Raw genomic sequence first — 24,816 nt, 5'->3', positions numbered from 1 at the left:
GACCGCAGGTGTCCGCAAGCGGCGCTAGCGTGCGGGGCATGACGAAGACGACGGCGTCCGCGACCGCCCCTGTGCTCGGCGTCCGCGCCCTCAACCGGGCGACCCTCGACCGGCAGCTGCTCCTGCGCCGCTCACCGCTGTCCGCCGGGGCGGCGATCGAGCACCTGCTCGGTCTCCAGGCGCAGAACGTCAAGCCGCCGTACTACGCGCTCGCCGCCCGCCTCGACGGCTTCACCCCGCAGGAGCTCTCGGGTGCCATGGCCGCTCGAGAGGTCGTCCGGATCGTCACCATGCGCTCCACGATCCACACCCACACCGCCGCCGACTGCCTCACCCTGCGGCCCTTCGTCCAGCCCGCCCGCGACCGGGAGCTGACGAACTTCCGCAAGGGGCTCACCGGCGTCGACCTCGACCGGCTGTCCTCCCTCGCCCGCGAGCTGGTCGAGGACGCGCCGCGCACCATGAAGGAGCTGCGCGAGGCGCTGCTCGCGCAGTGGCCGGACGCCGACCCGCAGGCCCTGGCGGTCGCCGCGCGCTGCCGGCTGCCGCTCGTCCAGGTCACCCCGCGCGGGCTGTGGGGACGCAGCGGTCAGGTCGCGCTCACCACGGCCGAGCGCTGGCTCGGCCGGCCCGCCGAGCCCGCCCCGGCGGCCGAGGCGGTCGTCCTGCGCTACCTCGCCGCCTTCGGACCGGCCTCCGTGAAGGACATGCAGACCTGGGCCGGGCTGACCCGGCTGCGGGAGGTCTTCGAGCGGCTCAGGCCGCGGCTCGTCACGTTCCGGGACGAGAGCGGCGCCGAGCTCTTCGACCTGCCCGACGCGCCCCGGCCCGACCCGGACACCCCGGCCCCGCCGCGCTTCCTGCCCGAGTTCGACAACCTGCTGCTCTCCCACGCCGACCGCACCCGGGTCGTACCGCGGGAGCTGTGGGGGCGCAGCTGGCGGGGCAACCAGGCGTACTGCACCCTCCTCGTCGACGGCTTCCTCGCCGGGGTGTGGAAGCCGGCCGACGACGGCCTGGTCGTGGAGCTCTTCGGCACGCTCGGCAGGGCCCTGCGGGACGAGGTCGTCGCGGAGGGGGAGCGGCTGCTCGCGCTCATGCATCCGGAGAGCGCGGGCGGCGTGCGGTTCGGGACCGTCGTACCGGGGTGAGCGCATGGATAGGGGGCGTTGCGGGCTGCTCGTGGTAGCTCGCAACGCCCCCGGTCTTCACCTGAGGGGTGCTCAGGAAACCTTCCGGGTCACGAGTTGACCTGTGCGGTCACCAGGCTGGAGAAGGTGGTCAGCCGGGTGTAGACACCCGGGTAACCGGCCTCCGCGCAGCCCTCGCCCCAAGAAGTGATCCCTGCCAGGACGCCCCCGATGAGCAGGGGACCGCCGCTGTCGCCCTGGCAGGTGTCTACGCCGCCGGAGGTGTATCCGGCGCAAACCATGTCGGTCTGGACGAAGTCCGAACCGTAGGAGCTCTTGCAGCTGGAGTCGGACACGATCGGCACGGTCGCGGTCCGCAGCTGGTTGGAGGAGCTCCCGCTCTCCGAGGTGGTGCCCCAGCCCAGGATGCGGGCCGTGGTGCCGGCCGCGTACACGCCGGTCTGGGAGGAGGCGACGTACGACGCCGTCGTGTACGGCATCGAGGTCGCCAGGGTCAGCACGGCGACGTCGTCGCCGTTGGTGGCGTCCGTGTAGGACGGGTTGATCCAGATCTTGCTGACCTTGCTGACCGTGCCGTTGGTGCCGTTGAGGTAGGTGCGGCCGCCGACCACCCGGACGCTGCCGGTGCTCTCGCCGACCATGCAGTGCGCGGCCGTGACCACCTTGGTCGCCGACACCAGGGTCCCGCCGCAGAACTGGTTCTGCGAGGCGTCGGTGATCTGCATCATGAACGGGTACGCGGTCGTGGTGGTCGTGGTGCCGCCGACGATGGGCTGGGGCGCGGCGACAGCGGTGGGGGCGCTGAGCAACGCGGTGGTGACGGCGGCGGCCGCCGCCGCGACGACGGCGGCGGCTCTGTGTGCGCGGTTGAGCCCGAACATGAGTCTCCTCAGTGGGGGATGCCGGTGGGGGGCGCGCGGGCGTGGGGGGTGCACGGGGGTCGCGGGACCGACCCTCGTGTGCCTGGGCGTGCGGCACACCCCAAAAACTAGGACCCGGTGCAGCCGCCTCCCAATGAGGGAACCCCCTAAGGGAGTTGGGCAGGGAAAACCCTCGATGGTCCCTCGGCAAACCCGCCAGTGCAGTAAACCCGCGCCGCGCTCACTTCGCGCGGCGCCCCGCCGCCAGCCGGACGATGTCCACCCGCGAGCGGATCCCCAGCTTGCGGTAGACCCGGGTCAGCGTCGCCTCGACCGTCTTGACGCTGATGTACAGCCGGGCGGCGATCTCCCGGTTGGTGGCGCCCTCCATGACCAGTGCGGCGACCTGACGCTCCATCGCGGCGAGGCCCTCCAGCGCGTCCAGCGCGGGGTCCCGCGGGGCGTCGACGGCCGCGTCCTCCGGCTCCGCGGCGGACGCCGCGTCCACCTGCCGCAGCCACGGCAGCGCGCGGCAGCGCCGGAACAGCCGGGCGGCCTCGTCGTACGACGTCGGCCCCGGCCTGAGGGTGCGCAGCCGGGCCAGCGCGAACGCGGCCCGCGCCTCCTCCAGGCCGTATCCCAGCTTGGCGAGCCGGTCCTGAACGGACGTCAGCTGCGAGAGCGCGGCCTCCTGGTCGCCGCGGGCCGCCCGCACCAGCGCCTCAGAACGGTCCAGTACGGCCAGCACGCTCTCCCGGCCCAGCCGCAGCGCGTGCGCGCGGGAGACGTCGATCAGCTCCTGCGCCTCGCCCGGCTCCCCGATCCGTACGAGGGCCTCGGCGAGGTCGCTCTGCCAGCGGCCGCGCGCCGGGTCGATGATGCCGAGCCCGGACTCCAGCTCGCGCACCCGGCGCAGCGAACGGACCGTGCCCGCCGCGTCCCCGGCCACCAGCTGGGCGTACCCGAAGGCGGCCAGGGCCCGGGAGAGGTACATCTGGTCGCCGTCCTCCTCGGCCCGCTCGGCCGCCTCCCGGGCCAGCTCCAGCGCCTGGTCCACGTCACCGCCGGAGGCCTCCGCGAGGGAGGCGAGCATCGCCGAGGCGCCGAGCCCGATCCCGGAGTCGCGGGCCAGCCGCAGGCTCTCGCGGGCCAGGTCCAGGGCCCGTCCGCAGTGGCCGGAGCGCAGCTCGGTCTCGGCCAGGAAGCGCTGGAAGTGCACCTCGCTCTCGACCATGCCGCGCCGCTGCACCTCGCGCAGCAGCGCGGTGATGGTGCTGCGGGCCTCGGGCAGCTGATCGCTCATCAGCAGCCAGCGGAACCGGGCCGCTCCCGCGCCGTTGTGGTGGCAGGCCACATACGGGTCCTGGGGCTCCTTGAGCGCCCGCTTGATGGTCACGGGGGCGTCCGCGTGGCCCATCAGGGTCTCGGTCGAGGCCTGGAAGGACAGCGCCATGAGCTCGGTGCGCCGGTCGCCTGCGGTCGCGGCGAGCTCCGCCGCGTGCGCGGCCTCGGTGCGGGCCTCGGAGAAGTCGCCCTCGACGACCAGGCCGCGCCAGGCCAGCTGGTAGTGGACCAGGGCGAGCAGCTTGGGGTCCTCGCCCGCGTCGACCAGCACCTGCGGGAAGACGGCGTCGACCTCGCCGAGGGCCTGTCCGGCCGCCTCGATGACGATCATCCAGGCCCGTACCCGTTCGGCGGGCACGGTGGCCCGGGTCAGCACCTCGTGCGCGATGTCCCGGGCGAGCTCCACCTCGCCGGCCGTGATCGCGTCCTCGGCCGCCTGCAACCGCCGGTCGTCCGGGCCGGGGGTGGCGCCGGCCGGGGTGTGGCGGGCGGCGAGCAGTCCGAGGGACGCGGCGACCGACGGGGCGCCGCGGTCCCGGGCCAGCGCGGCGGCGCCGGCCAGCCGGGCGGCCACGTCCGGGTCGGTGCCGGTGGTCGCCAGGGCCAGGTGCCGGGCCCGCTCGATCGGGTCGGAGGCCGCGGTGGACAGCGCCGCGTGCGCGGCCCGGCGGTCCTGGGCGGGCGCCTCCGCGTACAGCGCGGCGGAGATCAGCGGATGCGCGAACCGTACGGCCGGGCCCTCCGGCTCCGTCGCCAGCAGGCCGAGCCGCGCGGCCTGTGCGGTCTCCGCCTCGGCGTTCTCGCGGCCCGCGGCCAGCAGCAGGGACAGGGTGGGGCGGGCGCCGGCGCTGGCCACCAGCAGGGTGCGGCGGACGTCGTCGGAGAGCATGCCGAGCCGGTGCAGGACCAGGGCCCGCAGGGAGGTGGGCACCGGCAGCGGCTCGCCGGGGCGGGGCGGGGTGGGGTTCTCGCCGAGAGCCCGGCCCAGCTCGAGCGCGAACAGCGGGTTGCCGCCGCTGGTGCGGTGGATCTCGCGGACCGTGGAGCGGGGCAGGTCGGTGTAGCCGCGGTCGTCGAGCAGCTCGGAGACCTGGGCCCGCGAGAGCGGGTTGAGGCGGATGGCGACGGTGTCGGGCGGGGACGCGCGTAGATGGCGGTCGTACTCCTGGCCCTCGGTCCGGACCGCGCAGAGCATCTGCACCGGGGTGTCGCCGAGGCGGCGGGCGGCGAAGCCGAGGAGTTCGGCGCTGGCCGAATCCAGCCACTGGAGGTCGTCGGCGACGATCAGGAGGGGGCCGTCGGTGGCGAGGGCGCGCAGCGCCGAGAGCACGGCGAGGCGCAGGGCGAGGCCGTCACGCTGGAGGGTGGACTCCCCGCGGCCGGTGATCGCCGACTCCAGCGCGGTGCGCTGGGCGGCGGGCAGCTTGTCGGAGACCTGGTCGAGAGCCAGTCCGAGGAGGTCGGCCAGGGCGAGAAACGGAAGGTGGGATTCTGACTCCGTCGCGGAGCAGCGCAAGACGGTGTGGGCCACCTGCGAGTATTCCGCGGCCAATGCCTGGAGCACGGTCGATTTCCCTATTCCGGCAGGCCCGTGCAGGAGCACGCTGCCGGAGCGGCCGAGCTGCTCACGGGCGGCCGTGAACAGGTCCTCCCTGCCGATGACCAGGTCGGGGCGGCATCGGGCAGGCTCCTGGAAGTCCCGTCGCACGGTTACCGCTCCCCTCCGTGTGTCGTGTCCGTACCAAATTCTAGGCAACATCCCTTTGAAATTCGGACGGACTGAGTGGTGAGGGATATAACAAATGGCGATGCATGGAGAAATTCACAACCCGGACACATGAATGAAACGGCGTCATTTTGTCCGAAACTCGACGATTTTACGATCCCTTGGTGGAGTCGGTAGATCATGATCCCTTAAGGCAGCACCCCCGTCCGGCGGGCCGCCGCCACCGCCTCCCCCCGGGTGTGCGCGCCCAGCTTGCGCATCGCCGACCTGAGGTAGCCCTTCACCGTCTCCGAGCGTAGCCCCAGCCGCTCCGCGGCCACCCCGTTCGTCGCCCCGGCCGCCACCCACACCAGCACGTCCACCTCCCGGGGCGTCAGCCGCGCCGAGCCACTCGTACCCCCTCGGGGACCCCCCGGGGTGCCCGCCGCGGGCGAGGGCGTCAGCAGCCCGCAGGCGGCCAGCAGCTCGGCCCGCAGCACCGGATCCGTGATCCGCGGCACCAGCGCGCGCAGCGCCGCGTGCGCCTCCCGCATCTGCTCCCAGGCGGCCGCGGCACCCGGGTCCGCGGCCCCGGTCGGCCGGGCCGCCGACAGCAGGTGGTCCGCCTCCTCCCGCACCACCAGCGCCTGCTCCACGTCCCGCGCCGCCTCGACCGCCGCGCTCAGCATGCGGTCGCCCAGCGGCTGGGCCGTGCGCAGCGCGCCGTACAGCACCCCGCGCACCCGGCGCCGTACCACCACCGGCACCGCCAGCACCGAGCGCAGCCCCTCGGCGGCGACCGCGGAGTCGTACTCGTGGCTGATCTGCCGCGAGGAGGAGTAGTCCGTCACCGCGCACGCGCGCGCCAGGGCCACCGCCTTGCCGCCCAGACCGTTGCCCGAGCTCACCGCGAGCGCGCGCAGCGCCGGCGTCGCGTTGCCGCTCAGCTCACTGATCCGCATCTGCTGCCGCCCGGCGTCGACCAGACCGCCGAAGGCCACCGGCAGCCCGGTCGTACGGCGCAGCCGGGCCAGCGCGCCGCGGATCTCCGCCGCTCCGGCCGCGTTCGCTGCCATGTCCTCGCCCCTTTTCGTGGCTCCCTTGCTGCACACACCCCCGTTCGGGGGTAGTGAGACCTGCATCACGGATTACACGATGACGGAGAGCCGCCCGGCAATGGTCCGGCACCGAGGAGGACAAATGACGACGGCGACGGAGCTCTTCCGCAGCGCGCGGGACTTCCTGCTGGAACACCGCGAGGACTACGCCACCGCCTACGAGGGCTTCGCCTGGCCGCGCCCGCCCCATTTCAACTGGGCGCTCGACTGGTTCGACGCGATCGCGCGCGGCAACGACCGCACCGCGCTGCACATCGTCGAGGAGGACGGCTCCGGGACCCGGCTGTCCTTCGCCGAACTGTCCCTGCTCTCCGACCAGGCCGCGAACTGGCTGCGCGGGCAGGGGGTGCGCGCCGAGGACCGGATCCTCGTCATGCTCGGCAACCAGGCCGAGCTGTGGGTGACGGCCCTGGCCGCCATGAAGCTGCGCGCCGTCGTCATCCCGGCCACCCCGCTGCTCGGCCCCGCCGACCTGCGCGACCGCGTCGAGCGCGGCCGGGTCCGGCACGTGGTCGTGCGGGCCGAGGACACCGCCAAGTTCGACGAGGTGCCCGGCCCCTACACCCGGATCGCCGTCGGTGGCGCCCCCCTCGGCTGGCTGCCCTACGAGGACCTGTACGGCGCGGCCGCCGGCTTCGTCCCCGACGGCCCGACCCTGGCCGACGACCCGCTGATGCTCTACTTCACCTCGGGGACCACCGCCCGCCCCAAGCTCGTCGAGCACACCCACACCTCGTACCCGATCGGGCACCTGGCCACGATGTACTGGATCGGGCTCAAGCCCGGCGACGTGCACCTGAACATCTCGTCACCCGGCTGGGCCAAGCACGCCTGGTCGAACCTGTTCGCGCCGTGGAACGCCGAGGCGACCGTCTTCATCCACAACTACACCCGCTTCGACGCGGCCCGGCTGATGGCGGAGATGGACCGGGCCGGCGTGACGACGTTCTGCGCCCCGCCCACCGTCTGGCGGATGCTCATCCAGGCCGACCTGACCCGGCTGAGCACCCCGCCGCGCGAGGTCGTCGCCGCGGGCGAGCCGCTCAACCCCGAGGTCATCGAGCAGATCCGGCGGGCCTGGGGGGTGACCGTCCGGGACGGCTTCGGCCAGACCGAGACCGCCGTACAGGTCGCCAACAGCCCCGGCCAGCCGCTGAAGACCGGTTCCATGGGCCGCCCTTGCCCCGGCTACCGCGTCGAACTGCTCGACCCGGTGTCCGGCGCGCCCGGCGTCGCCGAGGGCGAGATCGCGCTCGACCTGTCGGCACGGCCGGTCGGCCTGATGACCGGCTACCACGGCGCCCCGGACCGTACCGCGGAGGCCATGGCGGGCGGTTACTACCGCACCGGCGACATCGGCGCCCGGGACGCGGACGGCTACATCACCTACGTGGGGCGCGCGGACGACGTGTTCAAGGCCTCCGACTACAAGATCAGCCCCTTCGAGCTGGAGAGCGCCCTGCTGGAGCACGAGGCGGTGGCCGAGGCGGCCGTCGTGCCCGCGCCGGACGCGCTGCGTCTGGCCGTGCCCAAGGCGTACGTCGTCCTCGCCGACGGCTGGGAGCCGGGCCCCGACACCGCGAAGGTGCTCTTCGAGCACTCGCGCGAGGTCCTCGCGCCCTACAAGCGCATCCGCCGCCTGGAGTTCGGCGGCCTGCCCAAGACCGTCTCCGGCAAGATCCGCCGGATCGAGCTGCGCGAGGCCACGGCCGCCGGCTCGGACGCCGAGTACCGCGAGGAGGACTTCCGGTGACCGCGACTTCCTACGCCCACGGGATCGGCGAGGTCCCCCTGCTCGGCGCCACGATCGGGGCCGACCTCGACCGGACGATCGCCGCCCACCCCGACCGCGAGGCACTGGTCGACGTGCCGTCCGGACGGCGCTGGACCTACGCCGAGTTCGGCGCCGCCGTCGACGAGGTGGCCCGCGGACTGCTCGCCCAGGGCATCGCCAAGGGCGACCGGGTGGGCATCTGGGCGGTCAACTGCCCCGAGTGGGTGTTCGTCCAGTACGCCACCGCCCGCCTCGGCGTGATCATGGTGAACGTCAACCCTGCTTACCGCGCACACGAGTTGGAGTACGTGCTGAACCAGGCCGGCATCGCGCTGCTGGTCGCCTCCCTCACCCACAAGGGCAGCGACTACCGGGCGCTGGTCGACCAAGTCCGGTACAAATGCCCCGAGTTGCGGGACGTCGTCTACATCGGCGATCCGTCCTGGGACGCCCTCACGGCCTCCGCCGAACGCGTCGCGCCCGACCGGGTCGCCGCGGCGCAGGCGGAGCTGAGCTGTGACGACCCCGTCAACATCCAGTACACCTCGGGCACCACCGGCTTCCCGAAGGGCGCCACGCTCTCCCACCACAACCTCCTCAACAACGGCTACTGGGTGGGACGTACGGTCGGCTACACGGAACAGGACCGGGTCTGCATCCCGGTCCCGCTCTATCACTGCTTCGGCATGGTGATGGGGAATCTGGCCGCCACCTCGCACGGTGCGTGCATGGTGATCCCCGCCCGGTCGTTCGACCCGGCGGCGACCCTGAGGGCCGTCGAGCAGGAGCGGTGCACCTCGCTGTACGGCGTCCCCACCATGTTCATCGCGGAGCTGAACCTCCCCGACTTCGCGTCGTACGACCTGTCGTCGCTGCGGACCGGCATCATGGCGGGCTCGCCCTGCCCGGTCGAGGTGATGAAACGCGTGGTCGCCGAGATGCACATGGCGGAGGTCTCGATCTGCTACGGCATGACCGAGACCTCCCCGGTCTCGCTCCAGACCCGCAGGGACGACGACCTCGAACACCGCACCGGCACCGTCGGCCGGGTCCTGCCGCACATCGAGGTCAAGGTCGTCGACCCGGCGACCGGTGTGACCGTGCCGCGCGGCACCGCGGGCGAACTGTGCACCCGCGGCTACAGCGTGATGCTCGGCTACTGGGACGAGCCGGAGAAGACCGCCGAGGCCGTCGACGCGGGACGCTGGATGCACACCGGCGACCTGGCGATGATGCGCGAGGACGGGTACGTCGAGATCGTCGGCCGCATCAAGGACATGATCATCCGGGGTGGGGAGAACATCTACCCCCGGGAGATCGAGGAGTTCCTCTACGCCCACCCGAAGATCCAGGACGTCCAGGTCGTCGGCGTGCCGCACGAGCGGTACGGCGAGGAGGTCCTCGCCTGCGTCATCCCGAGCGACCCCGCCGATCCGCTCACCCTGGAGGAACTGCGGGCCTTCTGCACGGACCGGCTCGCGCACTACAAGGTCCCGAGCAGGCTCCAGATCCTGGCGGGCTTCCCGATGACGGTGTCCGGGAAGGTGCGCAAGATCGAACTGCGGGAGAAGTGGACGGAGGGGGCGGTCTCCTAGACGGCGGCGTCTTCCGGGCGTCCCGCGTCCGGCGTCCGGCGTCCGGCGTCCGGCGTCCGGCGTCCGGCGTCCGGCGTCCGGCGTCCCGCGTTCCGCGGCCGGTGGCGGGGGCGCCGGGCCGGACGGTCAGGGCGCCCCCGACTCGTCCAGCCGGTCGGCGGGGCCGTTCACCGGCCTCGGTGTGCCCAGCAGGTCGAGGACGAAGAGGGGGACGAGCAGGACGTCGGCCCGGCCGCGGGCGTCCTCGGCGTACCCCGCGAGCGAGAAGTAGGCACAGGACGAGGAGTCGGCCATGGCCGTCAGCCACAGGCACTCCACATCCCGTACGCGCGCCGGGCGCGCCGTCGGATCCACCTGGGCGACGAGGCCGTGGCCGATCAGCGCGATCCCGGCCGGAAGCCGTCGTCCGTCCCGGCGGATGTCCCGGTAGCCGAGCCCGTTCAGATAGCGGGCGGCGGCCGTGACCGCGTCCACCGCGTTGCGGATGGGCGCGGGCCGGAAGGCCGGGCGCGTCCCACCGGCGGCGGGGGCGGCCGCGACCGGGAGGCGCAGCACCGTGCCGCACGGGCAGCCCAGCTCCGGCGCCGGCCACTGGCCGCGGCGGCCGCAGGCCGCGCACCGCACGGTGACCCACTGTTCCTCCCAGACCCGGTGCGCCAGCGCCCTGGGCGTGCCGCGCGGGTCCAGCGGCGGGGCCACCGGCGCTCCGCACGCGCACGGATACGACGGCGAGGCGTAGAGGTGTTCGCGCCGACAGGCCGGGCAACGCACCGGCACGCTCTCGGACATGGACCGCTCCAGGACGGCAGCACAGGGGGACAGCGCCCCATCGTCCTCCAGGAGGGCCCCGCCTGTCCGTCCCTTGACCGCCTTCGCTCCACCCGCCTACATTGCTTCCAGATAGCAGAAGTTGTATTCCGCAATGCGGAAATATCGAGGGATGACGGAAGCTCGCGGGGCGCGACGGGAGAGCGAATCCGACAGTCGAGGCAGGAGTGATCCATGGCCCGTATGACCGCTGCCCGTGCGGCAGTCGAGATCCTCAAGCGCGAGGGCGTCACCGACGCGTTCGGTGTCCCCGGCGCCGCCATCAACCCCTTCTACGCGGCCCTCAAGGCCTCCGGGGGCATCCGTCACACCCTCGCCCGCCATGTGGAGGGCGCCTCGCACATGGCCGAGGGCTACACCCGCGCCCGGGCGGGCAACATCGGCGTCTGCGTCGGCACCTCGGGTCCGGCGGGCACGGACATGATCACCGGGCTCTACTCCGCCCTCGGCGACTCGGTCCCGATCCTGTGCATCACCGGCCAGGCCCCCACCTCCGCGATCCACAAGGAGGACTTCCAGGCCGTCGACATCGCCTCCGTCGCCAGACCGGTGACCAAGTGGGCGGTCACCGTAATGGAGGCGGCCCAGGTCCCCGGCGTCTTCCAGCAGGCCTTCCATCTCATGCGGTCCGGCCGCCCCGGCCCGGTCCTCGTCGACCTCCCCGTCGACGTGCAGCTCACCGAGATCGAGTTCGACCCGGAGATCTACGCGCCCCTCCCGGTCCACAGACCGGCCGCGACCCGCGCCCAGATCGAGAAGGCGATCGCACTGCTCAACGCCTCCGAGCGGCCGCTGATCGTCGCGGGCGGCGGGGTCGTCGGCGCCGACGCCGCCGGGCTCCTCGTCGAGTTCGCCGAGCTGACCGGAACCCCGGTGGTGCCGACCCTGATGGGCTGGGGCGTTCTGCCCGACGACCACGAACTCAACGCCGGCATGGTCGGCCTCCAGACCTCGCACCGCTACGGCAACGCGACCTTCCTGGAATCCGACTTCGTCCTCGGCATCGGCAACCGCTGGGCCAACCGCCACACCGGCAGGCTCGACGTCTACACGGCGGGCCGGACGTTCGTCCACATCGACATCGAGCCCACCCAGATCGGCCGGATCCTCGCCCCCGACCACGGCATCACCTCCGACGCCGGGGCCGCCCTGCGCCTGCTCGTCGAGGTGGCGCGGGAGCTGGCGGCGGCCGGCCGGCTGCCCGACCGTTCCGGCTGGGCCGCCGCCACCCAGGAGAAGCGGGCACGCCTGCAACGCCGTACCCACTTCGACGACGTCCCGATCAAGCCGCAGCGCGTCTACGAGGAGATGAACAAGGTCTTCGGCCCGGAGACCCGGTACGTCTCCGCCATCGGCCTCTCGCAGATCGCGGGCGCGCAGCTGCTGCACGTCCACCGGCCGCGGCACTGGATCAACTGCGGGCAGGCGGGGCCGCTCGGCTGGACCGTCCCGGCCGCGCTCGGCGTGGCCAGGGCCGACCCCGAGGCGTCCGTCGTCGCCCTGTCCGGGGACTACGACTTCCAGTTCCTGGTCGAGGAACTGGCGGTCGGCGCACAGCACCGCATCCCCTATGTGCACGTCCTGGTGAACAACGCCTACCTGGGCCTGATCCGCCAGGCGCAGCGGGCCTTCGACATCGACTTCCAGGTCAATCTGGAGTTCGAGAACATCAACGCGCCCGAACTCGGCGGCTACGGCGTCGACCATGTGCGGGTCGCCGAGGGGCTCGGCTGCAAGGCGATCCGGGTCACCGACCCGGGCAAACTGGGCGCCGCCCTCGCACAGGCGCAAAGGCTCGCCGCGGAGCACCGGGTGCCCGTCGTCGTCGAGGTGATCGTGGAGCGCGTCACGAACATCGCGATGTCGACGACCAACGACATCGGTGCCATCGTCGAGTTCGAGGAGATCGCGACCGAGCCCGGACACGCGCCGACCTCGATCCGGACGCTGAAGGTCTGAGCGGGCGGCACGGAGGGCTCACGCCGTTCCGCAGCCGGAGCTGTCGCCCCCGCCCCCGCTGCCCCAGGACTGCGGCAGGTCCCGCTCGGTCGTCCCGCCCCGCCCGGTCAGTCCCGCCTCCCGGGTGAAGCGCGGCGCGACCACGGTCAGCGCCCGGTCGCCGTACAGGGCGACCGCGAGCAGCTGGTCCTCCACCGGCAGCCCGGGACCGTGGGCGGGCAACGGGTGCTCTGCGCGCAGGGCCGTCAGGGTGCGGCGGCCGGCCCGGGTGCGGCCGGGCGGAAACGCACGGAGCAGCCCGGCGGTCCTGAGTTCGTCCCGCAGCCCGGTGAGCGCCCGGCGCACCGCCTGCCGGTCCAGCAACTGCCGTACGCCCGCGGGCCGGTAGAGCGCGGCGTGCACGGCCCTGGTGAGCGGCGGGAGGGACCGGTCCGCGGCCGGGCCGGTGGTGCGCATCGTGCCCACCCGGCCGGCCCCGACGGCACCGCGCAGATGCAGCGACAGGACGGCCACCGTGACGGCGGCGCGGGGACCGCCCCGCAGCAGGGCGATCGCGTGCGGTTCCAGCCGGCTCGGCGCGGCACTGTCCATGGCACACCCCCGTTGCGGGGCCCGCCGCCCCCGTGCCGGCAGGCCCCGCCTGAGAAGAATGTGCCCGCCCGCGGGGCCGGTTGAAGCCTTGGCGGCCGTCTTCAGAGCATGATTTGAGGATTGCGTAGCCCGGGTACGCCCGCGGCCGTACGCGTCGTCACGGCTGCGGCTCGTGCTCCGAAAGGCCGGGCCAGTCGTCCGGGCCGCCGCCCTGCCACTCGATGAGATCGCTCTCCTCGACCTCGATCCGGTCCAGGTCGGCCATGCGCAGGATCTCGACGACATCGTCCAGGTGGCTGGCGATGCCGAGGGTCTGGTCGCCCGTGGTGACCCGCCGGGAGCCGTCCAGGGCCGGGGCGTGCACCACGATGTGCGGGAACTCCGTCGGTGGATGTGTCATGCCTTCAGGCTGCTGCGGGCGGGACGGATCCGCACTCCGGGAACCTCCGCCCCGTACGCGGTACGCGGTACGCGGTACGCGGTACGCGGTACGCGGCCGCGCCGTGGGCCGGGTGGCAGTGACCGCGGCGGCGTACCCGGAGTCCCGGGTGCGTCAGACCGGTGTCCCGGACAGGCGCTCGACGGCGCGCAGCAGGGCCGAGTGGTCCAGGCCGCCGTCGCCCTGGGCGCGCAGGCTGGCGACCAGCTGGGCGACCACGGCACCGACGGGCAGCGCGGCACCGACGGCGCGGGCCGCGTCCGTGACGATCCCCATGTCCTTGTGGTGCAGGTCGACACGGAAGCCCGGCCTGAAGTCGCGGCCGAGGAAGTTGCCCTTCTTGCGGGTCAGCACGGTGGAGCCGGCCAGGCCGCCGGCGAGGACGTCCAGCGCCGCCGCCAGGTCCACGCCGGACTTCTCCAGGAACACCACGGCCTCGGCGCACGCCTGGATGTTCACGGCGACGATCAGCTGGTTGGCGGCCTTCACGGTCTGCCCGCAGCCGTGCGGACCGCACCGGACGACGGTCCTGCCCAGCACCTCGAAGAGGGGCCGGGCCGCGTCGAAGTCGGCCTGCTCGCCGCCGACCATGACGGACAGCACGGCCTCGACGGCACCCGCCTCGCCGCCGGACACCGGGGCGTCCAGCACCCGGATGCCCTTGGCGGCCGCCGCCCGCGCCAGGCCGACCGAGGTCCCCGGGGTGATCGACGACATGTCGACGTACAGGGCGCCGGGCCGGGCGTTCTCCAGGATGCCGTCGGGCCCGTACGCGACGGCCTCGACCTGGGGGGACGCGGGCACCATCGTGATGATCACGTCGGCATCCCGGACGGCCTCGGCGACCGAGCCGGCCGGGGTGCCGCCGGCGGCGGCCAGCCGGTCCAGCTTCTCCTGTTCCAGCGTGAAACCGGTGACGTCGTAACCCGCCTTGATCAGGTTCTCGGACATCGGGGAGCCCATGATGCCCAGGCCGATCCACGCGATCGAGGGGCGGTCCTTGCGGGCGGAGGCTGCGGGACTGCTGCTCATGGTGTGAGTGCCTCTCTGACTGCTCGGCGGGCTGTTCAGCGGGCGGCTCGGGCCCCGGGCGGCAGCCATCCGAAGGCCTCGGCGCTCGGGCGGTCGCCCGGCTTGTACTCCAGGCCGATCCAGCCCTCGTAACCGGCCTTCTGCAGCCGCCGGAGGAGGTCGTCGAGCGGGAGGCCGCCGGTGCCCGGCGCGCCTCGGCCGGGGTTGTCGGCGATCTGCACATGGCCGGTGACCGACGCGTACCGGTCGATCGCCCGCGGCAGGTCCTCGCCGTTCATGGACAGGTGGTAGAGGTCCATCAGGAAGCGGGCGTTGCCGAGGCCGGTGACCCGGTTGACGCGGTCGACGACATCGACGGCGGCCTGCGCGCTCACCAGCGGATAGCGGGGCGACTCCGTCCGGTTGAGGGTCTCGACCAGCAGGATGGCCCCGACCCGGTCGGCCGCGGCGGCCGCGAGCGCCAGGTTCTCCAGCGCCAGCGCGTCCTGCTCGGCGGCGGCCACACCGTCGACGCGGTTGCCGTACAGGGCGTTGAGCGCGCCGCAGCCCAGCGCCCCGGCGAGCTCCGCCGCCACCTCGACGTTGGCGCGGAACCGCTCCGACTCCGCGCCGGGGACCGACAGCGCGCCCCGGTCCGGGCCGGGGAGCCGCCCGGCGTAGAAGTTCAGGCCCGTCAGCCGGACGCCCGCGCTGTCGATCGCCTCGCCCAGGGCGTCGAGCTCGGACTGCCCGGGGGTGGGGGAGCCGACCCACGGCCACCACAGCTCGACCGCGGTGAAACCGGCCGCGGCGGCGGCCGCTGGACGCTCCAGGAGCGGGAGCTCCGTGAACAGGATCGACAGGTTCACGCTGAAGCGCCGTTCCGCGGCCGTGTGCGCGTCATGACCCGGCATGAGGCTCGACGCTCCCTTCCGTGACCCGCGTATGGTCCCGTATTCCACGTCTCGTATTCCACATTGTGGAAACTTATTTCTGCTCAATGAAAGACTGCCGTCGGTGCTCGTTGCATGTCAAGAGGAGGTCGGTCAAAGCCGGTGGCGCGCGTTAGGTTGAGCGCGTGCGATTGAGAGTGGAGTTCACGACCGAGCCCTTCGATCTCGAGGAGGCTCCCGCGCACGCGCTGGTGGCCCGCGAGGTCGTCGAGGGTGCCGCGCTGGACACCGTCGACGTCGGCCCGTTCGGCAACACGGCGGAAGGCGGCGCCGACGCGGTGCTCGCGACCGTGGACGCCGTGCTGCGCAGAACCCTGGCGGCCGGCGCCACCCGGATCTCGCTCCAGGTCAACGTGATCGGGGAGGGCGAAGGATGACCGCGGCCGGGGAGGGGGCGTTCATCGCGGCCGTGAAGCCGCTGGTCGACGCCATCGGCGGCGAGATAGTCCCGCCCGACGAGGCCGGCCCCGACGACGTGGTGCTCTCCTGGGGAGGCGCCGAAGCGGTCGCCGTGCGCCTGCCCCAGCTCGCCGACTCCCTCGACCACATCCTGGCCGCCATGGAGCGCAGGATGGGCAAGCCGCTGGCCGACCTGGACCGCAAGGCCAAGCAGGAGGTCGTACGGACGCTGGAGGCGCGCGGCGCCTTCTCCGTGCGGCACGGCGTGGAGACCGTGGCGGGCGCGCTCGGGGTGAGCCGCTTCACCGTCTACAACTACCTCAACCGCGAGAAGCAGGGCTGAAGTCGGGCCGAGTTACCCAGAATTTTCAACAAAGTGTTGACGCTGTCTCGCGGAGGGCGTTAGCTGACGGCAGTCCGCACCGCACGACGGCCGTGTCCGGCCCAGCAGACCGCATCCGGCTACGGAGGCTCCCGTGACTTCGACTTTCGCGTACCCGGGTCTGGCCCGGTTCAACGTCCTCGGGGAACACGAGGCCCTGGCCGCCCTCCACGAGGTGTGCGCCTCCACGGCATGGGCCGGCCGGCTGCTCGCCGCCCGCCCCTACGCCGGTGCCGAAGACCTCTACGCCGCCAATGACACCGCCATGGCCGCACTGACCGCGGCCGACCTGGCGGAGGCCATGGCCGGGCACCCGCCGATCGGCCGCCCCGCGCCGGGCGATCCGGCCTCCGCCCGGGAACAGCGCGGTATGGCGGACGCGGGCGAGGAGCTCAAGGCGGAGATGCTCGCACTCAACCTGGCCTACCAGGACAGGTTCGGCCATGTCTTCCTGATCTGCGCGACCGGACTCACCGGCGAGCAGATGCGCGACGCGCTCCGGCGGCGGCTCGGCAACCCGCCGGAGCCGGAGCGGGAGATCGTCCGCACCGAACTGGGCAGGATCAACCGCATCCGACTGGCCCGCCTCGCCGAAGGGACCGACCCCGCATGAGCACCGGCACCACCGCCTCGGTGTCCACCCACATCCTGGACACCAGCGTCGGCCGCCCCGCCGAGGGCGTCGCCGTCCTGCTCGCCGCCCGCAGCGGGCGCGCCGCCGGCTGGCAGGCGCTCGGCGGCTCCGCGACCGACGCGGACGGGCGCTGCAAGGACCTGCCGGCCCTGCCGGAGGGAACGACCCACGTACGGCTCGACTTCGCCGTGGAGCCGTACTTCGGGCGGACCGCGGACGAGCGAGCCGGTGCGCGGCAGGATGCCCCCGCGCACCGGGGCGGCGACGCGTTCTTCCCCGAGGTGACGATCACGTTCGCCGTGCAGCCCGGCGAGCACTACCACGTACCGCTGCTGCTCAACCCGTTCGGCTACTCCGTTTACCGAGGGAGCTAGCGCAAGATGACAGAAGTTTCCCGCCCCGGCCGCCCGGTGATGCTGGGTCAGAACCAGTACGGCAAGGCCGAGACCCGCGTCGTGAAGATCACGCGGGACGGCGCCACCCACCACATCAAGGACCTGAACGTCTCCGTCGCGCTCTCCGGCGACATGGACGAGGCCCACTACTCCGGCTCGAACACCAACGTCCTGCCGACCGACACCACCAAGAACACGGTGTACGCGTTCGCCAAGGAGCACGGCATCGAGTCGGCGGAGCAGTTCGGCATCCACCTGGCGCGACACTTCGTGACCAGCCAGGAGCCGATCAGCCAGGCCCGCATCCGGATCGAGGAGTACGCCTGGGACCGCATCGAGACGTCCGAGGCCGCCCCCGGCACCGGCACCGATGCCGGGCCCGGCGGCGCCGACCGGCCCCGGCACTCCTTCGTACGCCAGGGCCGGGAGACGCGCCTCGCGCAGATCACCTACGACGGCTCGTCGTGGGAGGTCGTCTCGGGACTGAAGGACCTCACCGTCTTGAACTCGACGAACTCGGAGTTCTGGGGGTACGCGAAGGACAAGTACACGACGCTTCCGGAGGCCCACGACCGCATCCTGGCCACCCGGGTCGCCGCCCGCTGGCGGTTCGGCTGGAGCGACGACGCGGTCCCGATGCCCGACTGGGAGACGTCGTACGCGGAGGTCCGCAGGCATCTGCTCCAGGCCTTCGCGGAGACGTACTCGTTCTCGCTCCAGCAGACCCTCTACCGGATGGGCGCGCGGATCATCGACAACCGCGCCGAGATCGACGAGGTCCGCTTCTCGCTCCCCAACCAGCACCACTTCCTCGTCGACCTGGCGCCGTTCGGCCTGAAGAACGACAACGAGGTCTACTTCGCGGCCGACCGCCCGTACGGCCTGATCGAGGCCACCGTGCTGCGCGACGGCTGCGAGCCGCGCATACCGGTGGACCTCACCAACCTCTGACGTCGGTCCCGGACCACGGCGCCCGGAGCCCCTAGGGTCCTGCCGTGCCCTCCCCAGAGCGAAAAGGACGAACCATGGCAGCAGCCGAGCGCATCGTCATCGACAACTGCGCGATCGCGACCGTGGACGCCGACGACACGGAACACACCTCGGGACACGTGGTCATCGCGGGCAACCGCATCGAGGCGGTCGGTGCGGGCCGGGCCCCGGAGGGCCTGGAGAACGTCGTGCGCCGCATCGACGCCACCGGCCACCTGGTGACCCCCGGGCTGATCAACACCCATCACCACTTCTACCAGTGGATCACCCGCGGTCTGGCGACGGACCACAACCTCTTCAATTGGCTCGTCGCGCTGTACCCCACCTGGGCGCGCATCGACGAGAGCATGGTCTACGCGGCCGCCCAGGGCTCGCTCGCGATGATGGCCCGCGGCGGCGTCACCACCGCCATGGACCACCACTACGTCTACCCCGAGGGCTCCGGCGACCTGTCCGGAGCCATCATCACGGCCGCCCGTGAGACGGGCGTCCGGTTCACCCTCGCCCGCGGCTCCATGGACCGCAGCGAGAAGGACGGCGGACTGCCCCCGGACTTCGCCGTCGAGACCCTCGACGACGCGCTCGCCGCGACCGGGCGGACCGTCGACGAGCACCACGACGCCTCCTTCGACGCCATGACGCAAGTGGCGGTGGCGCCCTGCTCCCCCTTCTCGGTCTCCACCGAACTCATGCGCCAGGGTGCCGAACTGGCCCGCGACAAGGGCGTGCGCCTGCACACCCACGGCTCGGAGACGGTCGAGGAGGAGAAGTTCTGCCACGAGCTGTTCGGCATGGGACCGACCGACTACTTCGAGTCCACCGGCTGGCTCGGCGAGGACGTGTGGATGGCGCACTGCGTCCACATGAACGACTCCGACATCGCCGCGTTCGCCCGTACGGGAACGGGGGTGGCGCACTGCCCGTCCTCCAACGCTCGGCTGGCGGCCGGCATCGCCCGGGTCCCGGACATGCTCGCGGCCGGTGTCCCGGTCGGTCTCGGCGTCGACGGCACCGCGTCCAACGAGTCCGGCGAACTCCACACCGAACTGCGCAACGCGCTGCTCATCAACCGCCTCGGCGCCCGTCGTGAAGCCGCCCTGAACGCCCGTCAGGCGCTGCGCCTGGGCACCTACGGCGGCGCCAGGGTCCTGGGCCGGGCGGCCGAGACGGGCTCGCTGGAGCCGGGCAAGCTGGCCGACCTGGTGCTGTGGAAGCTCGACACGCTCGCCCACTCCTCCATCGCCGACCCGGTGACCGCGCTGGTGTTCGGAGCCGCGGCCCCGGTCACCGCGTCGTTCGTCGACGGCCGTCAGATCGTGGCGGACGGCCGGCTCCTGACCGTCGACGAGGACGCGATCGCGCGTTCCGCCCGGACCGAGGCCCAGCGCCTCGCGCGGATCACGGCCGAGGGCTGAGCCGGTCCGCCCGGCCCGCGCGGTCGAGGATTACGGCAGCCGCCGCACCCCTCGACCGCGCCGCCGACCGACTCAGTCGATCTCGTAACTGTCTCCGTACACCTTCCACTTGAGCGGTGTGGCGAGCCCGAGATTGCCCTCGCGCAGGAACACGCGCTGGGCCGTCTCGACCCGGCTGACATCGCTGTGGGCGGCCTCCTGCTTCATCGCCCGGACCCGGGCGTCGAGAAAGGCGTTCAGATACGTCGTCTCGTCGCCGCCGTCCGCGGGGGTGACCGCGTGCTGCCGGGCCCGTTCGCGGATGCCTCCGAAGCTGCGGGCGTCCGTGCCGGGGCCGTGCATGACCATGGCGTCGTAGTAGACGAACTGGCCGAGCGTGTCGAGACAGTCCTGCTTCGCGCGCGTCACCGCCGGGTCGAAGTAGCCGCGGTCGCGCTCGTCGCGCTGGGCCCTGCGGAAGGCGGACGACTTGGCCGCCGTGCGCCAGGCGGCCGGGAAGCCGGGGTCCAGGCCGGTGTGGGAACCGCTGCCGTCGACCGCGCGCAGCGCGGGCAGGTAGCCGGCCAGGACGTTGCCCGGGACCCGCGCGGTGTACAGCTCCACCAGGGCCAGCATGTCGCTGGTGCCGGAACAGAAACCGATGATGCCGCCGGTGTAGCCGCGGCCGTCGCCGATGTCCTCGATGTACCCGTACTGCGCCTCCCAGTCCAGGGACGAGTTCTCCGCGCTGGAGACCAGCCGCATGGCGAGGTCCTTCTTCGCCGGGTCGTCGAGCCCCCGCGGCGAGGCGCCCGCCTCGGCCGAGGGCCATCCGGCGGTCACCATCGCCGTGCCGAGAGCGGCGAGCAGCGTGCGGCGGGCGGATATTCTGCGGAAGATCGGCACGTCGTCTCCAAGGAGGGTCGCTGTGAAGGGCGGTCGGGTGCACACCGACTGGGGAACGTGCGAGGACGGCCGCAGGAAATCACCGTAAGTCGAAGAACATATGAACAGTCGGATTCATGACGGTTCCAGGCAACCGCACCCGTGCATCGCCCGCGAACACCGGCGCACCGCCGGGCAGCGGCCGAGGAACACCGGCAGGCGTTCACCGGGCGGAGCACGGCGGCTGTCGGCCCCGTTCCGGCGGCGCCGACGGTCGGTCGTCTGCCTACGACGGCGAGCACGACCCGGAGTTGACCGACGCGTAGGCCGCAGTCCGGCAGTGCTCCGGGACGGACGGACGGACGGACGGTCGGGCGGTCGGGCGGTTCGGTCCGCTCCGGCTCACAGTCCGAACAGGGCCGGGTCCGCCGCCAGTGTCCGGAAGCGCTCGCGCGGGTCCGCCACCAGCCTGCGTTCCTTGAGGTCCATCAGTCCGCCGACCCCGGTGACCTCGGCGGCCACCGTGCCGTCGTCCGTCCGGCGGATCGTCTGCTCGATCCGGAAGGTCTTGCCCTCGCCCCAGATGAACGCGCAGGTCACCTCGACCTCGTCACCCGCCAGCAGCTCACGCCGGTAACGGATGGTCGTCTCCAGCGCGACCGGGCCGACCCCCGTGGCCACCAGCCCCGCCTGGCTGATGCCGGCCGCCTTGAGCAACGACCAGCGGGCGTGCTCCGCGTAGTTGAGGTACACGCTCTGGTTGAGGTGGCCCTGTACGTCCGTCTCGTAACCGCGGACGGTCACCCGCACGGAAAACGGCTCGCTCACTGCATCTCCCTGTCGTCGTGCTCGCGTCGTCGGGCTCTCGCCGTCGTGCTCGCGTCGTCGAGCTCCCGCTGTCGTGCTCGCGTCTGTCGTGCTCGCGTCGTCGGGCTCTCGCCGTCGTGCGCGTCGGTGCCCGGTCCGCCGATCTTGACACGGGCGTCAGACCCGGCGCGGGGATGCCAGCAGATAGCGGTCCCGCGTCCGGGGGTCGGTGTGTTCGCCGGCCTGCCAGCCCGCCTTCTCCAGGGTCCGCGCACACGCCCGCAGGGTCTCGCGGTCCGGTTCGTGCACGGCGACGGCGTCCGGCTGCGGGGTCGCGCGCACCCGGTAGCCGGCCGTGTCCGGGCCCGCCGGCCGGTGGCCCGCCGCCTCCAGGGCGAGCGCGGCCGCCCGCACCAGATGCGCTCGCTCCCAGCCGCAGGGCAGCTCCGTGGCGCCGCCCGGACCGGTCATCCGGCGCAGCTCCAGCAGCCCCTGCCAGGCGCTGTGCACCTCGCGCGCCCGCGCGCGGCCCGCGGCGGTGTCCGGCCCGTCCGGCCCCTGAGGCCGGTCCTCGCCGCCGACCCGCGCGGCGAACACCCCGGCGTCCGCGGGCACCCCGGCCGGCGACCCGTGCGGTGTCCGCTCCGCCGCCTGCCCGGCTCGGGTCCCGGTCGGGTCCGCCGCCTGCGGCAGGGGGTCGGCCGTCTCGCGTATCCGGTGCCCGGCCGGGGTCAGGAAGTGGTCGTGGGGCGGCCGCGGGTGCCGGAAGGCGAGCCCGTGTCTCACCAGCGCCGCGAGCTGCGCCGGTGTGCCCCGCAGCCGTCCGGTCACGGGCTCGGCGGCGTCGATCACCCGCCGCTGCGCGGCGGTCGGCGGTCGTGTCACGGCAGGCTCCCTCCCCGGCCCACGGGCCGCGAGGCGACCCACTCGAAGGCTACGGGTTGGCTCTGACATTCCAGCCGGCGATCACCGGCCGCCCGTGTTCCGTGCTCAGTCGGCTCAGTGCCCCCGTCGCCAGCTGGAACAGCGCGCCGTCCGCCGGGGGCAGTCCCAGCCGGCGGGCGGTGAGGACCCGCAGGAAGTGGCCGTGCGCCACCAGGACGACGACGCCCTCGGTGTTGGCGAGCGCGGCGTCCACCTTGGCCAGCACCCGGTCGGCGCGCTCGCCGACCTGCTCCGGGGTCTCCCCGGGATGCTCGGGCGGGCCCTCCGGCACGCCGTCGGTGAACAGGAACCAGCCCGGCCGGGTGCGGTGGATCTCGACGGTCGTGACCCCCTCGTACGCGCCGTAGTCCCACTCCTGGAGGTCGACGTCGACGCGTACGTCGTGCAGACCGATGAGCTCCGCCGTCTCCCGCGCCCGCTGCAACGGGCTGACGAAGGCGGCGCCGACGCGGTGCGAGCGGATCAGCGGCACCAGGCGGCGCGCCTCCTCCCGGCCGCACTCGGTCAGCGGGACGTCGGTGCGGCCGGTGTGCCGTCCGGACCGCGACCACTCGGTCTCACCGTGCCGGACGATAAAAAGATCACCCATGCCCTCAGGGTAGGAGGGCTACTGCCGGTACCCGCTCAGGAACCGGCCGATCCGGCCGATGGCCGCCTCCAGATCGTCCGCGTGGGGGAGCGTGAGAATGCGGAAGTGGTCGGGGGCGGGCCAGTTGAACCCGGTGCCCTGGACCACCTGGATCTTCTCCCGCAGCAGCAGGTCCAGGACGAACTTCTCGTCGTCGTGGATCCGGTGGACCTTGGGGTCCAGCCGGGCGAAGGCGTACAGCGCGCCCTTCGGCTTCACGCACGACACCCCCGGGATCTCGTTCAGCTTCTCCCAGGCCACGGTGCGCTGTTCGTACAGCCGGCCACCGGGGGCGGTCAGCTCGTGGATGGACTGACGGCCGCCGAGCGCCGCCTGGATGGCGTACTGGGCGGGCGCGTTGGCGCACAGCCGCATGGAGGCCAGCATGGTCAGGCCCTCCAGATAGCTCTTCGCGTGCTGCTTGGGGCCGGTGACGACCAGCCAGCCCGAGCGGAAGCCCGCCACCCGGTACGTCTTGGAGAGGCCGCAGAAGGTGAGGACGACCAGGTCGGGGGCGAGCGCGGCGGCCGAGTGGTGCACGGCGTCGTCGTACAGGATCTGGTCGTAGATCTCGTCCGCGAGGACCATCAGGCCGTGCCGGCGGGCCAGGTCGAGGATGCCCTCGACGATCTCCTTGGGGTAGACCGCGCCGGTGGGATTGTTCGGGTTGATGATCACGACCGCCTTGGTGCGCTCGGTGATCTTCGACGCCATGTCCTCCAGGTCCGGGTACCAGTCGGCCTGTTCGTCGCACAGGTAGTGGACCGCCTTGCCGCCGGCCAGGGTGGTGACGGCCGTCCACAGCGGGAAGTCCGGGGCGGGGATGAGGATTTCGTCGCCGTCCTCCACCAGCGCCTGTACGGCCATGGAGACCAGCTCGGAGACGCCGTTGCCGAGGAAGACGTCGTCGACGTCGACCTCCAGGCCCCGGTCCTGGTAGCGCTGCGCGACCGCGCGGCGGGCGGAGAGGATGCCGCGCGAGTCCGTGTAGCCATGGGCCCGGGGGAGCATCCGGATCATGTCCTGGAGGATCTCCTCCGGCGCCTCGAAGCCGAACAGCGCCGGGTTGCCCGTGTTCAGGCGCAGCACGCTGTGACCCGCCTCCTCCAGGGCGTTGGCGTGCTCGATCACCGGACCGCGGATCTCGTAGCAGACCTCGCTGAGCTTGTTGGACTGCCGGAACTCCATGCGCCGCCGCCTCTCGGATATCTGGTGTTGCTTGGTTTTACCAAGTGGGAGCTTGGAAAGTCCAACAACATGTCTAGACTGCGTCGCATGCCACCTCGCCGAAGCTACGACCAGTACTGTTCCGCCGCCCGCGCGCTCGACGTCGTCGGCGACCGCTGGACCCTGCTGATCGTCCGCGAGCTGCTCGCCGGCCCGCGCCGCTACACGGACCTGCACGCCGACCTGCCGGGCGTGAGCACGGACGTACTGGCCTCGCGGCTGAAGGACATGGAGCGCGACGGCCTGGCCACCCGCCGTCGGCTGCCCCCGCCGGGCGCCGTCTACGTCTACGAACTCACCTCCCGCGGCCGCCGGTTGCTGCCGGTGCTCCAGGCGCTGGGCGCGTGGGGCGAGGGGGAGCTCGGCGAACGGCGGCCCACGGACGCGGTGCGCGCCCACTGGTTCGCGCTGCCCCTGCTGCGGGCGCTGCGGGAGGTCCCCGCGGCCCGGGGCGTCCTCGAAGTCAGGCTGGAGGAGGGCAGGTTCCATCTCCACGCCGGTGACGGCGACGCGGACGGGCCGGCGTACGGCGACGGGCCCGCGCCCGCCGGCCCCGACGCGCTGCTGATCCTGGACACCGCCACCTGCGAGGCCATGGCCCGGGGACTGCTCACCCTGGCCGAGGCGGTGCGCGAGGGCCGGGCCGAGGTGGCCGGCGACGGCCCGCTGGCCAAGGAACTGGCCGAACTGGCCTGACCCGCACGCCCGGTGGACCGTGCGGGGCCGTGGCGCCGGGCGCCGCGGTACCCGGCGACGACATGCCGCCGGGCCCGGCCCCACGGGTCGGTGGGGGCGGGCCCGG

At 72.7% G+C, this 24,816-nt stretch carries 24 protein-coding genes; 11 read left to right on the top strand and 13 right to left on the bottom strand.

Annotation, left to right across the window (positions count from 1 at the left end):
• The first annotated feature begins 38 nt into the window (after positions 1-38).
• Positions 39-1,151: a winged helix DNA-binding domain-containing protein gene (locus tag ACZ7OY_RS09440; RefSeq protein WP_471910842.1), complete on the top strand. Its 1,113-nt coding sequence runs from the start codon at positions 39-41 to the stop codon at positions 1,149-1,151.
• Between the two features lie 89 nt (positions 1,152-1,240).
• Here the strand turns inward: ACZ7OY_RS09440 and ACZ7OY_RS09435 are convergent, their stop codons facing one another.
• From ACZ7OY_RS09435 to ACZ7OY_RS09425, 3 genes are all read right to left on the bottom strand, one after another.
• A complete protein-coding gene (locus tag ACZ7OY_RS09435) occupies positions 1,241-2,032 on the bottom strand; it encodes a S1 family peptidase (RefSeq protein WP_471910841.1) in 792 nt (263 codons plus the stop codon).
• Between the two features lie 220 nt (positions 2,033-2,252).
• A complete protein-coding gene (locus tag ACZ7OY_RS09430) occupies positions 2,253-5,114 on the bottom strand; it encodes a helix-turn-helix transcriptional regulator (protein ID WP_471910840.1) in 2,862 nt (953 codons plus the stop codon).
• Positions 5,115-5,269: 155 nt separating this feature from the next.
• On the bottom strand, positions 5,270-6,136 hold the full coding sequence (locus ACZ7OY_RS09425; RefSeq protein ID WP_471910839.1) for a helix-turn-helix transcriptional regulator: 867 nt from the start codon (positions 6,134-6,136) through the stop codon (positions 5,270-5,272).
• 124 nt (positions 6,137-6,260) lie between these two features.
• Here ACZ7OY_RS09425 and ACZ7OY_RS09420 point away from each other — a divergent pair, with 124 nt between their 5' ends.
• Positions 6,261-7,931 carry an AMP-binding protein gene (locus ACZ7OY_RS09420; protein WP_471910838.1) on the top strand — a complete coding sequence of 557 codons (1,671 nt, stop codon included), beginning with the start codon at positions 6,261-6,263 and terminating at the stop codon, positions 7,929-7,931.
• Entirely contained in the window at positions 7,928-9,547 is a 1,620-nt protein-coding gene (locus ACZ7OY_RS09415) for an AMP-binding protein (RefSeq protein WP_471910837.1), read from the top strand. Before ACZ7OY_RS09420 ends, ACZ7OY_RS09415 begins: the two co-directional genes overlap by 4 nt.
• A 126-nt stretch (positions 9,548-9,673) precedes the next feature.
• On the opposite strand, the gene ACZ7OY_RS09410 is transcribed toward ACZ7OY_RS09415, so the two are convergent.
• Positions 9,674-10,336: a hypothetical protein gene (locus ACZ7OY_RS09410; RefSeq protein WP_471910836.1), complete on the bottom strand. Its 663-nt coding sequence runs from the start codon at positions 10,334-10,336 to the stop codon at positions 9,674-9,676.
• A 213-nt stretch (positions 10,337-10,549) separates the two neighbouring features.
• On the opposite strand from ACZ7OY_RS09410, the gene gcl reads away from it, so the two are divergent.
• Entirely contained in the window at positions 10,550-12,334 is a 1,785-nt protein-coding gene (gcl, locus tag ACZ7OY_RS09405) for a glyoxylate carboligase (protein ID WP_471910835.1), read from the top strand.
• 18 nt (positions 12,335-12,352) lie between these two features.
• Here gcl and ACZ7OY_RS09400 read toward each other — a convergent pair whose 3' ends face one another.
• The 4 genes from ACZ7OY_RS09400 to ACZ7OY_RS09385 all read right to left on the bottom strand — a co-directional run bounded on the left by ACZ7OY_RS09400 (position 12,353) and on the right by ACZ7OY_RS09385 (position 15,289).
• On the bottom strand, positions 12,353-12,985 hold the full coding sequence (locus tag ACZ7OY_RS09400) for a TIGR04222 domain-containing membrane protein (protein ID WP_471911203.1): 633 nt from the start codon (positions 12,983-12,985) through the stop codon (positions 12,353-12,355).
• Between the two features lie 97 nt (positions 12,986-13,082).
• Positions 13,083-13,325, bottom strand: coding sequence for a hypothetical protein (locus tag ACZ7OY_RS09395; RefSeq protein WP_351602926.1), 243 nt, complete (start codon positions 13,323-13,325; stop codon positions 13,083-13,085).
• A 153-nt stretch (positions 13,326-13,478) separates the two neighbouring features.
• Positions 13,479-14,396, bottom strand: a complete 918-nt coding sequence (locus ACZ7OY_RS09390; protein WP_471910834.1) for a 2-hydroxy-3-oxopropionate reductase — start codon at positions 14,394-14,396, stop codon at positions 13,479-13,481.
• 35 nt (positions 14,397-14,431) lie between these two features.
• Complete coding sequence (locus tag ACZ7OY_RS09385; protein WP_471910833.1) at positions 14,432-15,289, bottom strand: TIM barrel protein; 858 nt, start codon at positions 15,287-15,289, stop codon at positions 14,432-14,434.
• A 164-nt stretch (positions 15,290-15,453) separates the two neighbouring features.
• Between ACZ7OY_RS09385 and ACZ7OY_RS09380 the strand changes: the two genes are divergently transcribed.
• The 6 genes from ACZ7OY_RS09380 (at position 15,454) to ACZ7OY_RS09355 (ending at position 19,543) form a co-directional block, all read left to right on the top strand.
• Positions 15,454-15,705, top strand: coding sequence for a hypothetical protein (locus ACZ7OY_RS09380; RefSeq protein WP_471910832.1), 252 nt, complete (start codon positions 15,454-15,456; stop codon positions 15,703-15,705).
• Positions 15,702-16,070, top strand: a complete 369-nt coding sequence (locus ACZ7OY_RS09375) for a helix-turn-helix domain-containing protein (RefSeq protein ID WP_471910831.1) — start codon at positions 15,702-15,704, stop codon at positions 16,068-16,070. The genes ACZ7OY_RS09380 and ACZ7OY_RS09375 overlap by 4 nt, the downstream gene beginning before the upstream one ends.
• A 133-nt stretch (positions 16,071-16,203) precedes the next feature.
• Positions 16,204-16,722, top strand: coding sequence for a 2-oxo-4-hydroxy-4-carboxy-5-ureidoimidazoline decarboxylase (gene uraD, locus ACZ7OY_RS09370; protein WP_471910830.1), 519 nt, complete (start codon positions 16,204-16,206; stop codon positions 16,720-16,722).
• Positions 16,719-17,117, top strand: a complete 399-nt coding sequence (gene uraH, locus ACZ7OY_RS09365) for a hydroxyisourate hydrolase (protein ID WP_471910829.1) — start codon at positions 16,719-16,721, stop codon at positions 17,115-17,117. Before uraD ends, uraH begins: the two co-directional genes overlap by 4 nt.
• 6 nt (positions 17,118-17,123) lie before the next feature.
• Positions 17,124-18,089, top strand: a complete 966-nt coding sequence (gene pucL / locus ACZ7OY_RS09360; protein WP_471910828.1) for a factor-independent urate hydroxylase — start codon at positions 17,124-17,126, stop codon at positions 18,087-18,089.
• Positions 18,090-18,163: 74 nt separating this feature from the next.
• The gene (locus ACZ7OY_RS09355; RefSeq protein ID WP_471910827.1) at positions 18,164-19,543 is read left to right on the top strand and encodes an 8-oxoguanine deaminase; all 1,380 of its coding nucleotides are present in this window, start codon (positions 18,164-18,166) and stop codon (positions 19,541-19,543) included.
• A 72-nt stretch (positions 19,544-19,615) separates the two neighbouring features.
• Here ACZ7OY_RS09355 and ACZ7OY_RS09350 read toward each other — a convergent pair whose 3' ends face one another.
• From ACZ7OY_RS09350 to ACZ7OY_RS09330, 5 genes are all read right to left on the bottom strand, one after another.
• Entirely contained in the window at positions 19,616-20,368 is a 753-nt protein-coding gene (locus ACZ7OY_RS09350; protein ID WP_471911202.1) for a chitosanase, read from the bottom strand.
• A gap of 441 nt (positions 20,369-20,809) precedes the next feature.
• On the bottom strand, positions 20,810-21,235 hold the full coding sequence (locus ACZ7OY_RS09345) for an acyl-CoA thioesterase (protein WP_471910826.1): 426 nt from the start codon (positions 21,233-21,235) through the stop codon (positions 20,810-20,812).
• A gap of 156 nt (positions 21,236-21,391) precedes the next feature.
• The gene (locus ACZ7OY_RS09340; RefSeq protein ID WP_471910825.1) at positions 21,392-22,099 is read right to left on the bottom strand and encodes a hypothetical protein; all 708 of its coding nucleotides are present in this window, start codon (positions 22,097-22,099) and stop codon (positions 21,392-21,394) included.
• A 49-nt stretch (positions 22,100-22,148) separates the two neighbouring features.
• On the bottom strand, positions 22,149-22,748 hold the full coding sequence (locus tag ACZ7OY_RS09335; RefSeq protein WP_471910824.1) for a histidine phosphatase family protein: 600 nt from the start codon (positions 22,746-22,748) through the stop codon (positions 22,149-22,151).
• Between the two features lie 18 nt (positions 22,749-22,766).
• Positions 22,767-23,975, bottom strand: a complete 1,209-nt coding sequence (locus ACZ7OY_RS09330) for a pyridoxal phosphate-dependent aminotransferase (RefSeq protein WP_351601656.1) — start codon at positions 23,973-23,975, stop codon at positions 22,767-22,769.
• 87 nt (positions 23,976-24,062) lie between these two features.
• Between ACZ7OY_RS09330 and ACZ7OY_RS09325 the strand changes: the two genes are divergently transcribed.
• Complete coding sequence (locus ACZ7OY_RS09325; RefSeq protein WP_471910823.1) at positions 24,063-24,710, top strand: winged helix-turn-helix transcriptional regulator; 648 nt, start codon at positions 24,063-24,065, stop codon at positions 24,708-24,710.
• Positions 24,711-24,816: the final 106 nt, after the last annotated feature.

The sequence above is a fragment of the Streptomyces sp. NPDC107559 genome (assembly GCF_055657365.1).
Note: the sequence above shows the minus strand (reverse complement) of the source record. Positions and strands in the feature narration are given on the sequence as shown.

Coding starts and splice junctions, on each gene's coding strand:
- ACZ7OY_RS09355 (WP_471910827.1), top strand. CDS start 18,164: ATGGCAGCAGCCGAGCGCATCGTCATCGACAACTGCGCGATCGCGACC.
- ACZ7OY_RS09385 (WP_471910833.1), bottom strand. CDS start 15,289: ATGCCGGGTCATGACGCGCACACGGCCGCGGAACGGCGCTTCAGCGTG.
- pucL (WP_471910828.1), top strand. CDS start 17,124: ATGACAGAAGTTTCCCGCCCCGGCCGCCCGGTGATGCTGGGTCAGAAC.
- ACZ7OY_RS09330 (WP_351601656.1), bottom strand. CDS start 23,975: ATGGAGTTCCGGCAGTCCAACAAGCTCAGCGAGGTCTGCTACGAGATC.
- ACZ7OY_RS09435 (WP_471910841.1), bottom strand. CDS start 2,032: ATGTTCGGGCTCAACCGCGCACACAGAGCCGCCGCCGTCGTCGCGGCG.
- ACZ7OY_RS09410 (WP_471910836.1), bottom strand. CDS start 10,336: ATGTCCGAGAGCGTGCCGGTGCGTTGCCCGGCCTGTCGGCGCGAACAC.
- ACZ7OY_RS09375 (WP_471910831.1), top strand. CDS start 15,702: ATGACCGCGGCCGGGGAGGGGGCGTTCATCGCGGCCGTGAAGCCGCTG.
- ACZ7OY_RS09430 (WP_471910840.1), bottom strand. CDS start 5,114: ATGTTGCCTAGAATTTGGTACGGACACGACACACGGAGGGGAGCGGTA.
- ACZ7OY_RS09335 (WP_471910824.1), bottom strand. CDS start 22,748: ATGGGTGATCTTTTTATCGTCCGGCACGGTGAGACCGAGTGGTCGCGG.
- ACZ7OY_RS09440 (WP_471910842.1), top strand. CDS start 39: ATGACGAAGACGACGGCGTCCGCGACCGCCCCTGTGCTCGGCGTCCGC.
- ACZ7OY_RS09390 (WP_471910834.1), bottom strand. CDS start 14,396: ATGAGCAGCAGTCCCGCAGCCTCCGCCCGCAAGGACCGCCCCTCGATC.
- uraH (WP_471910829.1), top strand. CDS start 16,719: ATGAGCACCGGCACCACCGCCTCGGTGTCCACCCACATCCTGGACACC.
- ACZ7OY_RS09325 (WP_471910823.1), top strand. CDS start 24,063: ATGCCACCTCGCCGAAGCTACGACCAGTACTGTTCCGCCGCCCGCGCG.
- ACZ7OY_RS09420 (WP_471910838.1), top strand. CDS start 6,261: ATGACGACGGCGACGGAGCTCTTCCGCAGCGCGCGGGACTTCCTGCTG.
- ACZ7OY_RS09350 (WP_471911202.1), bottom strand. CDS start 20,368: ATGGTGACCGCCGGATGGCCCTCGGCCGAGGCGGGCGCCTCGCCGCGG.
- ACZ7OY_RS09425 (WP_471910839.1), bottom strand. CDS start 6,136: ATGGCAGCGAACGCGGCCGGAGCGGCGGAGATCCGCGGCGCGCTGGCC.
- gcl (WP_471910835.1), top strand. CDS start 10,550: ATGGCCCGTATGACCGCTGCCCGTGCGGCAGTCGAGATCCTCAAGCGC.
- ACZ7OY_RS09395 (WP_351602926.1), bottom strand. CDS start 13,325: ATGACACATCCACCGACGGAGTTCCCGCACATCGTGGTGCACGCCCCG.